The 12,995-nt window shown below is 35.1% G+C and carries 18 protein-coding genes and 2 pseudogenes; 16 read left to right on the top strand and 4 right to left on the bottom strand.

What is annotated here, in order from left to right; translation table 11 throughout:
• Nucleotides 1-374: 374 nt before the first annotated feature.
• The 5 genes from F6K40_RS34035 (at nucleotide 375) to F6K40_RS34015 (ending at nucleotide 4,272) form a co-directional block, all read left to right on the top strand.
• Nucleotides 375-1,685 (top strand): cell envelope integrity TolA family protein, encoded by a 1,311-nt coding sequence (locus F6K40_RS34035; protein WP_293142711.1) that lies wholly within the window; start codon nucleotides 375-377, stop codon nucleotides 1,683-1,685.
• 397 nt (nucleotides 1,686-2,082) lie between these two features.
• The gene (locus tag F6K40_RS34030) at nucleotides 2,083-2,238 is read left to right on the top strand and encodes a hypothetical protein (protein WP_293142708.1); all 156 of its coding nucleotides are present in this window, start codon (nucleotides 2,083-2,085) and stop codon (nucleotides 2,236-2,238) included.
• Nucleotides 2,239-2,316: 78 nt separating this feature from the next.
• Nucleotides 2,317-2,895: a TIGR04376 family protein gene (locus F6K40_RS34025; protein WP_293142706.1), complete on the top strand. Its 579-nt coding sequence runs from the start codon at nucleotides 2,317-2,319 to the stop codon at nucleotides 2,893-2,895.
• Nucleotides 2,896-3,484: 589 nt separating this feature from the next.
• Nucleotides 3,485-3,730, top strand: coding sequence for a DUF7219 family protein (locus F6K40_RS34020; protein ID WP_293142703.1), 246 nt, complete (start codon nucleotides 3,485-3,487; stop codon nucleotides 3,728-3,730).
• Nucleotides 3,731-4,047: 317 nt separating this feature from the next.
• Nucleotides 4,048-4,272: a DUF7219 family protein gene (locus tag F6K40_RS34015; RefSeq protein WP_293142700.1), complete on the top strand. Its 225-nt coding sequence runs from the start codon at nucleotides 4,048-4,050 to the stop codon at nucleotides 4,270-4,272.
• A gap of 277 nt (nucleotides 4,273-4,549) precedes the next feature.
• On the opposite strand, the gene F6K40_RS34010 is transcribed toward F6K40_RS34015, so the two are convergent.
• The 3 genes and pseudogenes from F6K40_RS34010 to F6K40_RS41490 all read right to left on the bottom strand — a co-directional run.
• The gene (locus tag F6K40_RS34010; RefSeq protein WP_375340617.1) at nucleotides 4,550-4,801 is read right to left on the bottom strand and encodes a UTRA domain-containing protein; all 252 of its coding nucleotides are present in this window, start codon (nucleotides 4,799-4,801) and stop codon (nucleotides 4,550-4,552) included.
• 79 nt (nucleotides 4,802-4,880) lie between these two features.
• On the bottom strand, nucleotides 4,881-5,234 hold the full coding sequence (locus F6K40_RS34005) for a UTRA domain-containing protein (RefSeq protein ID WP_375340616.1): 354 nt from the start codon (nucleotides 5,232-5,234) through the stop codon (nucleotides 4,881-4,883).
• A gap of 24 nt (nucleotides 5,235-5,258) precedes the next feature.
• Nucleotides 5,259-5,342, bottom strand: a pseudogene (locus tag F6K40_RS41490) (GntR family transcriptional regulator); the annotation flags it as partial.
• A 157-nt stretch (nucleotides 5,343-5,499) separates the two neighbouring features.
• On the opposite strand from F6K40_RS41490, the gene F6K40_RS34000 reads away from it, so the two are divergent.
• The 9 genes from F6K40_RS34000 to F6K40_RS33960 all read left to right on the top strand — a co-directional run bounded on the left by F6K40_RS34000 (nucleotide 5,500) and on the right by F6K40_RS33960 (nucleotide 9,569).
• Nucleotides 5,500-5,679, top strand: coding sequence for a phosphonate C-P lyase system protein PhnH (locus F6K40_RS34000; protein ID WP_293142697.1), 180 nt, complete (start codon nucleotides 5,500-5,502; stop codon nucleotides 5,677-5,679).
• 454 nt (nucleotides 5,680-6,133) lie between these two features.
• Nucleotides 6,134-7,204, top strand: coding sequence for a carbon-phosphorus lyase complex subunit (locus F6K40_RS33995; RefSeq protein WP_375340615.1), 1,071 nt, complete (start codon nucleotides 6,134-6,136; stop codon nucleotides 7,202-7,204).
• 95 nt (nucleotides 7,205-7,299) lie between these two features.
• Complete coding sequence (locus tag F6K40_RS33990; protein ID WP_293142694.1) at nucleotides 7,300-7,473, top strand: hypothetical protein; 174 nt, start codon at nucleotides 7,300-7,302, stop codon at nucleotides 7,471-7,473.
• A gap of 98 nt (nucleotides 7,474-7,571) precedes the next feature.
• The gene (locus F6K40_RS33985) at nucleotides 7,572-7,727 is read left to right on the top strand and encodes a hypothetical protein (protein ID WP_293142691.1); all 156 of its coding nucleotides are present in this window, start codon (nucleotides 7,572-7,574) and stop codon (nucleotides 7,725-7,727) included.
• A gap of 184 nt (nucleotides 7,728-7,911) precedes the next feature.
• Entirely contained in the window at nucleotides 7,912-8,085 is a 174-nt protein-coding gene (locus F6K40_RS33980; RefSeq protein WP_293142688.1) for a hypothetical protein, read from the top strand.
• Nucleotides 8,086-8,183: 98 nt separating this feature from the next.
• Nucleotides 8,184-8,357 carry a hypothetical protein gene (locus F6K40_RS33975; protein ID WP_293142688.1) on the top strand — a complete coding sequence of 58 codons (174 nt, stop codon included), beginning with the start codon at nucleotides 8,184-8,186 and terminating at the stop codon, nucleotides 8,355-8,357.
• Between the two features lie 98 nt (nucleotides 8,358-8,455).
• A complete protein-coding gene (locus tag F6K40_RS33970; RefSeq protein ID WP_293142685.1) occupies nucleotides 8,456-8,647 on the top strand; it encodes a hypothetical protein in 192 nt (63 codons plus the stop codon).
• A gap of 37 nt (nucleotides 8,648-8,684) precedes the next feature.
• Complete coding sequence (locus tag F6K40_RS33965; protein ID WP_293142682.1) at nucleotides 8,685-8,822, top strand: hypothetical protein; 138 nt, start codon at nucleotides 8,685-8,687, stop codon at nucleotides 8,820-8,822.
• A 6-nt stretch (nucleotides 8,823-8,828) separates the two neighbouring features.
• Complete coding sequence (locus F6K40_RS33960) at nucleotides 8,829-9,569, top strand: Cfr10I/Bse634I family restriction endonuclease (RefSeq protein ID WP_293142679.1); 741 nt, start codon at nucleotides 8,829-8,831, stop codon at nucleotides 9,567-9,569.
• A 32-nt stretch (nucleotides 9,570-9,601) separates the two neighbouring features.
• On the opposite strand, the gene F6K40_RS33955 is transcribed toward F6K40_RS33960, so the two are convergent.
• Nucleotides 9,602-10,807 carry a DNA cytosine methyltransferase gene (locus F6K40_RS33955; RefSeq protein ID WP_293142676.1) on the bottom strand — a complete coding sequence of 402 codons (1,206 nt, stop codon included), beginning with the start codon at nucleotides 10,805-10,807 and terminating at the stop codon, nucleotides 9,602-9,604.
• 367 nt (nucleotides 10,808-11,174) lie between these two features.
• Here F6K40_RS33955 and F6K40_RS33950 point away from each other — a divergent pair.
• Together F6K40_RS33950 and F6K40_RS33945 are read left to right on the top strand one after the other, a co-directional pair.
• Nucleotides 11,175-12,026 (top strand): annotated as a pseudogene (locus F6K40_RS33950) (alpha-D-ribose 1-methylphosphonate 5-phosphate C-P-lyase PhnJ).
• A 660-nt stretch (nucleotides 12,027-12,686) separates the two neighbouring features.
• On the top strand, nucleotides 12,687-12,995 hold a 309-nt coding region (locus tag F6K40_RS33945; RefSeq protein WP_293142673.1), incomplete at its 3' end, for an ATP-binding cassette domain-containing protein.

The raw sequence follows: 12,995 nt of genomic DNA, 5'->3' as shown, positions 1-12,995 counted from the left end.
GTAGTTCCGACGTGTCCCCTGCCCCTCCCCCTCCTCCCCCCTCCTCCCCATCCTCCCCATCCTCCCCCCCCTCCCCCTCCTCCCCATCCTCCCCACCCTCCCACAAGGGTTTCAGGAGTTCCTTATAAGGGATAGCTTTGAAAGGGGGGAGGCAGAAGGAAAAATCTTGCTTTATCTGGGTTTTAGGCTTTTGAGTGGTTCATCTATCTGAAAACTGTTATAAGTAGTATTGCTGGAGTAAATATTATAGTAGTCGCCATTACTAGCGCGGACATTCTCAAACTCTTAAATTTAGTCCGTGCTGTGAGTCTGACTTCTGACTTCTAACTTCTAACTTCTGACTTCAGCTAAACCTAACTACTGGACGATTTTAGATGACAACAAACCAAAAAACCACAGAAAATTTGCCAAACTCTAGGTTTAAAGAACCTGTTTCTGTAGACAATCTTGCTGAAAATTTGATGGAAGACTTGTTCAATGATCTTGACAGAGTATTAGATGGTGGTAGTCGCTTACCAACTCAAGTAAGTGAACCAGAAATTGTTTCTTTGACACCAATTAAAATACCTCAAATAGTTTTACCTGAAAAGAAGACTCAACCAATAGATGCTGAGAAAGAAGAAAAGGTGAAATTAGCTGAGGAACAAGTAGCTAAAAAAGAAAATCAATCATTAGATAAACTGCTTTTAGGGGCAGCTTTTACGTCTATATTAGTAACTCTGTCTTTATGGTTAGCAACTAGAGGAGGATTCGATAAAATTTTAGGCTATTTAGGTTATGTAGAAAAGCCAGATTTATCAGCAGAAACATTGAGTCCTGAAGCAGCAGCAGATGCTAAATTTGCAGATTATATTGAGCGATCGCTGAAAATAATTGAGCAAAAAGAAGCGACTCAGAAACAACAACAACTTCCGGGTGTACCACCTGTTCCATCTAGTAATAACTTACCGACAGTACCAGTATCGGCAAACCCATCCATAAATACTAACTTACTTCTACCACTCAGCCGACTCGTCGATCTAATGGAGGCACAAGTAGCAAAAGAACCTGTAACCATTCGGGAAACGAAAGTAGTAGTAATTCCGCCGATGCCAACGGCAGTAGCAGTCACGCCTAAATCTGAGGAATCTTCCCCAAAGCCATCAGCAGCATCTGCATCTAATGCTTCCACAGAAGCTGCTGAAAACGTTCAAGAAAAATCGGAAGCAAAAATAACTGCGAAAGCAGAAGTTAAACCAGAAACTAAAGCTAAAGTTGAGGGTTCTAGTTCGGCGAAAGCTGAAGCAACAACCAAACCGGAGGCTCCAGCTAAAACAACGGCACAAGCTGAACCAGAAAATAATTCTGAACCAGAACCAGAAACAAAAGTAGAAGCTAAACCAGAAACAGAAGCAGAAATACCAACAGAACCAGTACCATTACCGCCACCTACACCCGCAAAAATACCTGCAACGGAAACAGTAGTACCCAGTCAAGTTCAAACCCCTATTAATACTTTGGTGGGGGTGTTAGAATTAGGGGAACGTTCTGCTGCTCTATTTGAAATTGATGGTGTTGCCCGTCGGATATATGTGGGAGAAAATATTGGTAGCAGCGGTTGGACTCTTGTGAAAGTAGCCAACCAGGAAGCCGTGGTTCGCCGTAATGGTGAAGTTCGTTCTGTTTTTGTAGGGCAACAATTTTAGTTATAGCGCTACGCGCTAGGGAATAGGGAACAGGGAACAGGGAACAGCCGACTATCAAACGGTTTCATAATTTAGAAATGTCCTAACCTTTGCTTCGACTGCTATATAAAGTTATGATTAAAGCTAGTAGTTTTGCTCTAGCTCAATCTATTGAGAGGGCTAGAGCAATGCTACTGGATCGACACAGCTAAAACTGTGCATTAGGGAGTAGGGGAGTAGAGTAGGGACGTTTCACTGCGTGACATGTTTGCGGAGCATTCCGGAACGGAAAACGCATTTTTGTTATGCAACGTCCGTACGGGAATAGGGAACCCACCCCTAACCCCTCCCAGGAGGGAAAGATTGTTGTTGGGTTGAGGAACGAAACCCAACCTACAGTTATTGAACCATTTAAGGTGTGTCAGTCTACTACAAACGATCGCTTAGTAGTGTACTCATATTATGGTATGGTACTGGCAATGTGAGTCAAAAATTAGGTCTCAAATCTGCCCCTTTAACGGGATTAAAAGCGATCGTTTCGGCTGCTCGCATCCAATCCACCAAGAGAGAATAAACTTAACTTTTTCAAACCTCCGGCCTCAATCGGAGGTACTGATAACTGATAACTGATAACTGATAACTGAAATGACTTATGGGTTTATTTGATGATTTCAGCCAATTTTTCGAAGACAGACTTGAAGAGTTCCTGCAAAATAATCCTCATTTAGAACTACAGGCACTTGAAGAGCAACTACGCAAACAAGAAGAAGACACCCTGCGCCTGATCGCAGAACTCCAGCGCCAAGAAAAAAAATTAGAGCAAGATATTCTCTCTACTGCCCAAGAAGTTAAGCGTTGGCATAACCGAGTTGAAAAGGCACAAACAGCTAAGAGACTAGATTTAGTCCAGGCTGCCCAGGAAAGAGAAGCATATTTTTTGCGACAAGGTAATCAACAGTGGGGACAGATGCAAGGATGTAAACAGCGCATCCAGAAGGGGAAAGAACTCTATCATCAGATTAAAAAACGTCGTGAGGAGGTACGAGCAAAAGCTGCTCAAGCTGAGGCTACTCGTTATGCTGCAAAGAATGAAAGACGTTGGGAAACTGATGGCTGGAATCAAACCAGTTCCTATAATTTTGGTAATTCATCGGACCCATTAGAGGCACAATTTAAAAGTCTGGAAACAGATGAAGAGTTGGAAAAAATGAAGCGGAATATGGGAAAATAGTTGGATATCGATCGGATTGGGAAATTTAATAATTTCCCGATCTTTTGAGATTCGAGTTGAATATCAAGTCCGGTTGAATAGTTATAATTAGAAGCTCTCGTAGTATAGCTCTCAGCCCGATAAACATCTATATGGCGGGCTAGAGCAATACTACAAACAAAAATTGTTTTATCACTCTAACCCTTCTGCCTCTTTTGGTGCGCATTCCCTTGCGTCTTACGCCGACGCAGGGTTGCACCGCTTCTGCCTCCTGCCTTCTGCCTTACCTTCATGGGTAATATCAAATCCCGTAGCATCGGTATAATTAGATGGTTAATCTAGGAGTCAGGAGTAGTAGAGGCTTTCCTGCCGTTTGCTTCGCATAACTATCGTTAACGCCCGTACAGGAGTCAGGAGGGAAGAGAACGTAGAAAGATTTACTCTTTGCTGAAAATGAAGATTTTTTTATACCGAATTAAGCGGATTTGATATAATCTGTATTCTAAAACGGATTGAGTATAATTAGTTGAGAAATATTGCTATTATATAAATAATTAGTCTGATTTTTCAGCTCAAATCAAAGGATAAGATATTTATGTAGGAGAAAAAAATGGCAATTAAGGATGATTTTCTGTATCCTCGCAGTCCCTATCACGGTGATTTTACTCCAGAAAACTTAGTATTTAATGCTAATTTACAGGAATTTGCTCAACGAGTTAGTCTAATATGTGGCTTAGAAACTGGTGGGAAAATTTCTCCAGAGGAAGCTTACTACCAAGTTAAAGCTCTTTGGAAACAGTTGAAAAATTCTAAGGAAAATTTGGGTATCGGTGAAGATTCTGAGGATAATGAATAATTGATAATTGATAATTACCTCTCCCTTCCCTTTTAGAGAGAGGATTGACTAAAAGGAAAAAATAAATTTTTTTCCCTTTTCTTGGGGAGGCTTTAAAAGTGAATTATTTAATTATTAATTATTCGGTAAAATTAGTAAAAATGCCGAGAAAGAGTATTCAATATGACAAAAAGTAAAAATTTATAAAGGATAATTAAGTATAGACAAAGGAGGAAAATAAAAGTTGATATAATATTACGTATAGAGGGAAAAAATTTAACTTTATATCTCTTTAATCAAATAATAAACTATATAAAATTAATCCTGGAGAAACTCAAATGAATAAGCATAAATTTATTTTTCCACAAAGTTCCTATTACGGAAAAGGAACTCCAGAAAATACAGCTTTTAATGAAAAATTACAAGAATTTTCTCATAAACTAAATTATATCAGTGCTTTTCAAACAGCAGGGAAAATTCCAGCAAGATTGGCCTATATACAGGTGGAGGAGCTATGGCAAGAGTTAAAACAAACAAAAGAAAAGTTAGATAGTGCAAAATAAAGCTCAAATATAAGAATAATTTATGCTTGATAACCAGAGCGCGATCGCCAATTCTAGGTAATAATCAAAATCTATTGATTGGCGATATAGCTGCCGCTAGGCTCGGCCAACGCTTAAAATTAAAATATTAAAATTAAGATAATTTAGCCTCAAATCATTAGACATATCCAAAAATAAAAAATGAAATCAATTAAAGATATGAAATCAACAATTTCATTCCCTATTCCCTATTCCCTATTCCCTATTCCCTATTCCCTGACAACTGCCACGAAGTCTATTAATTTTCAAATACTAATTCCATCCTGTCACCCCTAAATCTTGTCATCCCATATTCAATAATCTTGCCATCCCCATCTACATTTATCGACTCTGCTAATAGAATAGGGTGATCGAGAGGAACTTCGAAAAAAGAAGCATCTCGATGGTCAATTATACGAGAATAAACATGAGTTCTATAACGAATATGGTCGCAATTATATAGCTCCTTTAACAATTGAGAAATTGAACCTTTCTTTTGCAAAAACTGAATTGCTTCCTCCTGTATTATTTCTGGAAAACGATCTAAAAGAAAATAACTATAGCACTACGCATTAAGGCATTTGACATTTCTAAATTCTGTTTGCGCAGCATTCCGTAGGAAAAGCCTTTGAGAGTTTACTATTCCCTATTCCCTTTTCCCTATTCCCTTTTCCCTTTTCAAGTAGCGCTATACTACCAATGCTCAGGGGTTGCTCATCCGCAAAAGCTAAACGTTCAATTAAAGCTACACTAACACCTACTTCTATTTCTAGTCTTTGAGCAATAGAAGCATCAGCAACTGTTTCAACTACTTGCAACAATTGAAAACTAGGATTTTGGCCTTGGGGGTTTAGAGTTTTATTATAACGTACCCGTTTACCAATAACATATTGAATAGGTTTAGTTACAACAAAAGTTCCACGACTTTGATCTACTCTGAGCAACCCTTCATTTTTTAAAATAGCGATCGCCCGACGCAAAGTATGACGGTTAACGTCAAAATATTTGCTGAGTTGAGTTTCAGTCGGTAACTTTTCTCCTACTTGATAAATTCCTTGATAAATATTTTGGCGTAACTCTTTAACAATTTGAGTATAAAATTGAGAATTGAGAATTTAAAATTCAGAATGCCAAATTTGATAGGCTAAAAACTTTGACACTCACAATAGTTTCAGGCAATTATTTTACATTTAAAGTTGGAAAATATTTGTGACATCCTTCCGTTTCACTGAATTCAGATCAGAATGGGAAACTAACCTAAATAATTATCCTTTGGGAATAGATATATTTTTCTTTGTTAAAAATACAGTAATTGGTTTACCGAGAACAACAAAAATTTCAAAAGCAGACACAGATTATGCCACGGATATACGGATTCAGAATAGCTAAATTAGTTATAACAGCTAAGTAAAATAAAATGAGGTAAAAAAATATGGCTTATGTAACAGTAAAAGGTGGAGAAGAAGCAATGCTCACACAGATTATGCCACGGATATACGGATTCAGAATAGCTAAATTAGTTATAACAGCTAAGTAAAATTAAATGAGGTAAAAAAATATGGCTTATGTAACAGTAAAAGGTGGAGAAGAAGCAATGCTCACACAGATTATGCCACGGATATACGGATTCAGAATAGCTAAATTAGTTATAACAGCTAAGTAAAGTAATAAGTAAAATAAAATGAGGTAAAAAAATATGGCTTATGTAGCAGTAAAAGGTGGAGAAGAAGCAATTAAAAATGCTGAAACACTACTGCAAAAATTAAGGCGTGGCGACCCGAATATTCCTGAATTAAGTTGAGAACAAATTAAACAACAACTTACCCTCGCAGTTAACCGAATTATGTGTGAAGGAAGTTTGTATGACCCAGATTTAGCTGCCTTAGCAATTAAACAATCTTGGGGGGATTTAGTAGAGGCAATATTTCTATTAAGAGCGTATCGGACTACTTTACCAAGACTTTATTATAGTCAACCTTTAGATACAACTAAAATGAAGATTCAACGGAGAATTTCTGCTATTTTTAAAGACATTCCAGGAGGTGAAGATTTAGGACCGAATTTTGATTATATTCATCGCCTTTTAGACTTTAAATTAGCTGCGGAAGGTAATACACCTACGACACCGGAAGGCAAAAATTTAAACATAGAAGAAAACTTTCCTAGAGTAATGAATACTTTGGAAAAAGAAGGGTTAGTTTGTGAGGAAAAATCAGAGGATGATCGGCAACCATTTGACTTAACTAGACAACCTCTTAAATTACCGGCAGAAAGAGATGCAAGATTACAAAATTTAGCTTGTGCAGATGAGGGTTTTTTGCTTAGTTTAGGATATTCAACTCAGAGAGGTTATGGTAGAAATCATCCTTTTGCTGGAGAGATTAAAATGGGTGAAGTTGAGGTGATTATTTTTCCAGAAGAGTTAGGTTTTGAACTAGCGATCGCTGATATTACTATTACTGAAGCGGAAAATGTAAATATGTTTAAAGGTAGCAAAGAACAACCTCCACAATTTACTCGTGGTTATGGTTTAACTTTTGGTTATAATGAACGAAAAGCTATGTCGATGGCGTTGATAGATCGGGCGATGCAAGCTAAAGAATTAGGGGAAGAAATTCAAGGACCTGCTCAAGATACAGAGCTTGTTTTGTACCACTCAGATAATGTTGAAGCTCAAGGGTTTGTACAACATTCAAAGTTACCTCATTATATTGATTTTCAGGCAGAAATAAATTTAGTTAGAAAGCTACGAAGTGAACAAAAAAATTATCAAAATATTGCAGAGAATGGAAAGTCTAAACTGGAGGAAGTTACATCAGAAAAGTCTGAGGAAAATCATTTTGGAGATTTTGCAATTAAGGAAGTTGCCTGGAAAAAATCTGGTGAAAATTCAATAGGGTTCAGATTCTACTAAAACTCATTATCTGAAAATATTAGATGATTTTTTCAGATGACAGAACGGCAAAACAATCTTTAACTGAACTGTGTTGAGTTATAGATTCATCTACTTTGCTTTTTCCTGAGAATGAACAGAAAAATTATCAAAATATTGCAGAGAATGGAAAGTCTAAACTGGAGGAAGTTACATCAGAAAAGTCTGAGGAAAATCATTTTGGAGATTTTGCAATTAAGGAAGTTGCTTTGGAAAAATCTAGTGAAAATTCAATAGGTTTCAGATTATAGTCAAACTCATAATCTGAAAATATTAGATGAGTTTTTCAGATGACAGAACGGCAAAACAATCTTTAACTGAAATGTGTTGAGCTATAGATTTATCTACTTTGCTTTTTCCTGAGAATGAACAGACAAATTATCAAAATATTGCAGAGAATGGAAATTCTAAACTAGAGGAAGTTACATCACAGAAGTCTGAGGAAAATCGTTTTGGAGATTATACAGTTAAGGCAGTTACCTGGGAAAAATCTAGTGAAAATTAAATGAGGAAAATCGTTTCGGAAATTCTACAATTAAGTAAGTTGCCTGGAAAAAATCTAGTGAAAATTAAATAGGTTTCAAATTCTGCTCAAACTCATAATCTGAAAATATTAGATGAGTTTTTCCGATGACAGAACGGCAAAACAATCTTTAACTGAAATGTGTTGAGCTATAGATTTATCTACTTTGCTTTTTCCTGAGAATGAACAGACAAATTATCAAAATATTGCAGAGAATGGAAATTTTCAACTAGAGGAAGTTACATCACAGAAGTCTGAGGAAAATTGTTTTGGAGATTCTACAGTTAAGGAAGTTGCTTTGGAAAAATCTAGTGAAAATTCAATAGGGTTCAGATTATAGTCAAACTCATAATCTGAAAATATTAGATGAGTTTTTCCGATGACAGAACGGCAAAACAATCTTTAACTGAAATGTGTTGAGCTATAGATTTATCTACTTTGCTTTTTCCTGAGAATGAACAGACAAATTATCAAAATATTGCAGAGAATGGAAATTTTCAACTAGAGGAAGTTACATCACAGAAGTCTGAGGAAAATTGTTTTGGAGATTCTACAGTTAAGGAAGTTGCTTTGGAAAAATCTAGTGAAAATTCAATAGGGTTCAGATTATAGTCAAACTCATAATCTGAAAAAATCATCTAATATTTTCCGATGACAGAACGGCAAAACAATTTTTAACTCAACTGTATTGAGTTATAGATTCATCTACTTTGCTTTTTCCTGAGAATGAACAGAAAAATTATCAAAATATTGAGGTTAATGGAAGTTCTAAACTGGAGGAAGTTACACCAGAGAAATCTGAGGAAAATCATTTTGGAGATTCTGCAATTAAGGAAGTTGCCTGGGAAAAATCTAGTGAAAATTCAATGAGAAAAATCAATAAATTATCTAGATGTAGTTAATTTTAATGAAAACTTATTAACTCAATTATTTGGCATAATGAATAATTATTGGTTCTCAACTATTACAAGAAAAGGGGAACAGAAAATCCAGATTAATACCACAGAAGTTTATCAAACTTTGTATCTAGAAATAAAACAAAAGTTAGCATTAGATATTTCAGTAGCTCAAGTTTGAGAGTGGATGGTTAATAGAGTAGTAGCTGCTTATGACAATTATCATAAACAGTACCAAACAAAAATAACCAAATTAACTACAGGAGCGCTCAATAATTCTAAAGGGAGATGGCATGAGTTTATAGTAACTGGATTATTTGCTGAAGTAGCTCTTGATTTTTATTTAAAACATCAAGTTAGTCTGATAATATTTAGAATTCCTAATTCTAGAGATGAAACTAAACCTGAGTATTTAAAGCTTTGTCAGAATCAAGAATTTCAGATAAATTATCCTCTAGAAAATATTGAAGCAATTAAAGAGAAAATTTTTTTATCAAGTCCTGATTATGTTATTTCGGTAATTGAAAATGATCCACTTGTTCATTTAATTCAGCCATACATAGAACTACAAGCAAACCAACCAGAATATTTAGGAGTAGAAGTTTATGATTTATTAAAAGGTAAACTCAAAGCTAAAGAAGTAAAAGGTGTTATATCTGTTAAAGTATCAAATCGTCCAGGTCGTCGTTATCAAGCTTTATATGAAACAGCTATGATTAAAGCTGTTAGTTATACATCAGGACAAATATGGAAGTATTATATGATAACTGCTGAAGACTTTTCTAATTCAGATAAAAGAATATTTAGCCAAGGTATTGCACCTCACGGCATTGCTTTAAATTTAGACTTAAAAAGTGTTGATAATATGTATTCAGATTATAAGCAGCAGGATTTAATTAACTTAGTTGAATATGCCATTTTTAGATGATTATTAAACCCTACTAAATATACATAAAAAAGTTAAACTACATACTTGCTTTTTGGAGAATAGACTAAAGGTAGTTCTAACTGATAACCTATTTCTTCTTGATAATTAATTTTCTCCATGTTGACGAAATTAAGGATAGTTTTAGCAACTCCTTGGGCAGCTAAATATGGTACTCCATTACCAATAGTTTTAAACTTATTAGTGAGAGTCATATTATTTGGTAAAGCAAATTTTTCAGGTAAAGACTGAATAGCTAATGCTTCTGCTACAGAAAGACGACGAATTTTATATGGATGTAAATGAACTTCATTATTTCCATAACAAGCGGTAGGAGAATAACGCCATCTATGAAGACGTTTATAAGATTTTTTTCTATCATCTCCTTCTGCCACTGTCTCAAATTTTATTCGACCTGCTCTTGGTTGAAAATAATCTTTTGAATTAGGATGATTGACAACATTATTTTGCCTAAACCAATACTCAACTGTTAATTCTTGAAGTATTCCTTTAGGGCAATTTATTTCTGAATTTTCTACAAAAGTATTTGTCTCAGGCCAACCATAAGAAAATACTTGACTTTGAGGATATAAGAGATATTTTTCCCAAGGAAAAATATTTTCAGGAATTACCTTTTTATAGTTAGTATTCAAACCTTTATCTTGGACTAATTTACATCGGAAACCAATTAAAATAATTCTATATCTATCTTGAGGAACTCCATATTCAATAGCATTAATTAAACGTTCAGTAATAATATATCCGTATCTGTACAACTTACTTTTCATCTCCTCATAAAAAGCTCGATGTTTTTTAGTAGACCATAAACCTTTAACATTTTCAAAGACAAAAAAATCAGGTTGTTGCTGACAAATTAATTCAATATAAGCATCTGACAATTTACCATTTTCTCCATTTTTTCCCCGATTTTTTCCACCTACTGAAAAATCAGGGCAAGGAGGTCCGCCAATAAATCCAATAAAATCGGAATTTCTCCTAGAATCTTTGACTAATTCTTGTAAATAAGTTTTGCCATTCTCTTCAGTTAAACTAACTAAACTATCTGTAAAATATCCATATTCTGGCTCGGATATTTTTAATAATTGTCGAGCATAACTATAAGCTGCCATAAAAGGAGAAAAATTTTCATTGACAAATACAATTTCAAAGGCGGTATTTTCAAAACCTAAGTCTAGAAAACCACAACCTGAAAAGAAGGAAAAAACTTTTATCTTTAGCATCGTTAGACAGTATATATAGTGGTACGATGTAAGTCGTGATATATTTATTCTATCTCTAATACCACTTTGAAAAAAGAATGCTATAAAAATGTGCATATTAATGCAGACTATTCCATCTTCCCCATTCCCTATTTTATGGAGACATTTAATAAGTTCATAAGCAAAATTAATTACCAAAAAATCAGATATAAAGCCTCTCCCTTCAAGGAGAAAAAAAATCCTTTTAACCAATCCTCTTTTTTTTAAGAAGAAGTAATTGTTAATTATTTAAACATCCTATTAACTCCCTGTTCCCTGTTCCCTGTTCCCTGTTCCCTGTTCCCTGTTCCCTTTCTCAACTAGGAAATTCCTAAAAGCACAACTACTTATGAATAACCAACTAGAAAATGGTTTTAACTTTGCCTATTTAGACGAACAAACAAAATGTTCTATTCGTCGTGCTTTACTCAAAGCAGTAGCAATTCCTGGTCATCAAATACCCTTCGGTTCTAGAGAAATGGCAATGTCTTATGGATGGGGTACTGGTGGTATTCAAGTCACAGCTTCAGCGATTGGTAAAAACGATATTTTAAAAGTAATTGACCAAGGTTCAGATGATACAACAAACGCGGTGAATATTCGCCGATTTTTTGTAAAAGTTTGTGGGATAAAAACCACAGAAAAAACAACAGAAGCAACAATTATTCAAACCCGCCATCGCATTCCAGAAATACCACTCAAGGAAGGTCAAATTATTGTTTATCAAGTGCCAATTCCTGAACCTTTGCGTTGGTTATAACCTTCAGAAATGGAAACTCGAAAAATGCACGCTTTATCTGAATATGGAGCTATGTATGTGAAATTGTATGAGGATATTACGAAATTAGGAGACTTTGCCACAACCCACGATTATCCAGTAATGGTAAATGACCGTTATATAATGAGTCCGAGTCCTATCCCCAGATTTGATAATCCTAAGATGAATTATTTACCAGCTTTGCAACTTTTTGGCGCGGGAAGGGAGAAGCGTATTTATGCAATACCTCCTTATACTAAGGTCAAAAGTTTAGATTTTGAAGACTATCCGTTTACTGTGGAAAAATGGAATAACGCTTGTGAGTTTTTTGGTTCTACAGAGAGTTTTTTGGATGAGATTTTGATAGACGATCAAGGAAGTAAAATGTGGGTTTGTTCTGATACAGATTATTGTCATGAAAGGCAATTAATAATGGATAATTGATAATGGATAATGGATAATTACCTCTTTCTAAAAGGCTATGTTTTATAAGCATCTTTCTTAAGATAAAACCTGACTCTTATGTGTAAGGAAGTTGCATACAACCTCCCTACCTACTCCCTACTCCCTACTCCCTACTCCCTAAAAAAATTGATAATTACCTCTTTCTAAAAGGCTATGTTTGATCAGCATCTTTCTTAAGATAAAACCTGACTTTTATGTGTAGGGAAGTTGCATACAACCTCCCTACCTACTCCCTAAAAAAATTGATAATTACTTCTTTCTAAAAGGCTATGTTTGATCAGCATCTTTCTTAAGATAAAACCTGACTCTTATTGTGCAGGGAAGTTGCTACTAACCTGCTCCCTATTCCCTATTCTCTACTCCCTACTCCCTAAAAAAATTGATAATTACCTCTTTCTAAAAGGCTATGTTTGATCAGCATCTTTCTTAAGATAAAACCTGACTCTTATGTGTAGGGAAGTTGCATACAACCTCCCTACCTACTCCCTAAAAAAAATGGTAATTACTTCTTTCTAAAAGGCTATGTTTGATCAGCATCTTTCTTAAGATAAAACCTGACTCTTATTGTGCAGAGAAGTTGCTACTACCCTACTCTCTATTCCCTATTCCCTATTCCCTATTCCCTATTCCCTAAAAAATATGACATTAAAACCATTATTAAATGTAGAAAAATTGAGTAAGTATTATGGCAAAATTAAAGCCTGCAACGAGATATCTTTCAACCTCTATCCTGCCCAAGTTTTAGGAATAGTAGGAGAATCTGGTTCCGGCAAATCTACTCTCTTAAATGCTATTGGCAGATACATATCTATTGATCAGGGAAATATCACCTATACTACTTCTAGTGGAGAGATATTAATAGTGCCAAAACTATCAGAAACCCGCTGTCGTTTATTAAGACGAACTGAATGGGGATTTGTCCAACAAAATCCTCGTGATGGATTAAGA

The organism is Okeania sp. SIO3I5 (assembly GCF_010672085.1).
Lineage (GTDB): Bacteria > Cyanobacteriota > Cyanobacteriia > Cyanobacteriales > Microcoleaceae > Trichodesmium.
Note: the sequence above shows the minus strand (reverse complement) of the source record. Positions and strands in the feature narration are given on the sequence as shown.

Coding starts and splice junctions, on each gene's coding strand:
- F6K40_RS34035 (WP_293142711.1), top strand. CDS start 375: ATGACAACAAACCAAAAAACCACAGAAAATTTGCCAAACTCTAGGTTT.
- F6K40_RS34025 (WP_293142706.1), top strand. CDS start 2,317: ATGGGTTTATTTGATGATTTCAGCCAATTTTTCGAAGACAGACTTGAA.
- F6K40_RS34020 (WP_293142703.1), top strand. CDS start 3,485: ATGGCAATTAAGGATGATTTTCTGTATCCTCGCAGTCCCTATCACGGT.
- F6K40_RS34015 (WP_293142700.1), top strand. CDS start 4,048: ATGAATAAGCATAAATTTATTTTTCCACAAAGTTCCTATTACGGAAAA.
- F6K40_RS33995 (WP_375340615.1), top strand. CDS start 6,134: ATGTGTGAAGGAAGTTTGTATGACCCAGATTTAGCTGCCTTAGCAATT.
- F6K40_RS33965 (WP_293142682.1), top strand. CDS start 8,685: ATGAATAATTATTGGTTCTCAACTATTACAAGAAAAGGGGAACAGAAA.
- F6K40_RS33960 (WP_293142679.1), top strand. CDS start 8,829: ATGGTTAATAGAGTAGTAGCTGCTTATGACAATTATCATAAACAGTAC.
- F6K40_RS33955 (WP_293142676.1), bottom strand. CDS start 10,807: ATGCTAAAGATAAAAGTTTTTTCCTTCTTTTCAGGTTGTGGTTTTCTA.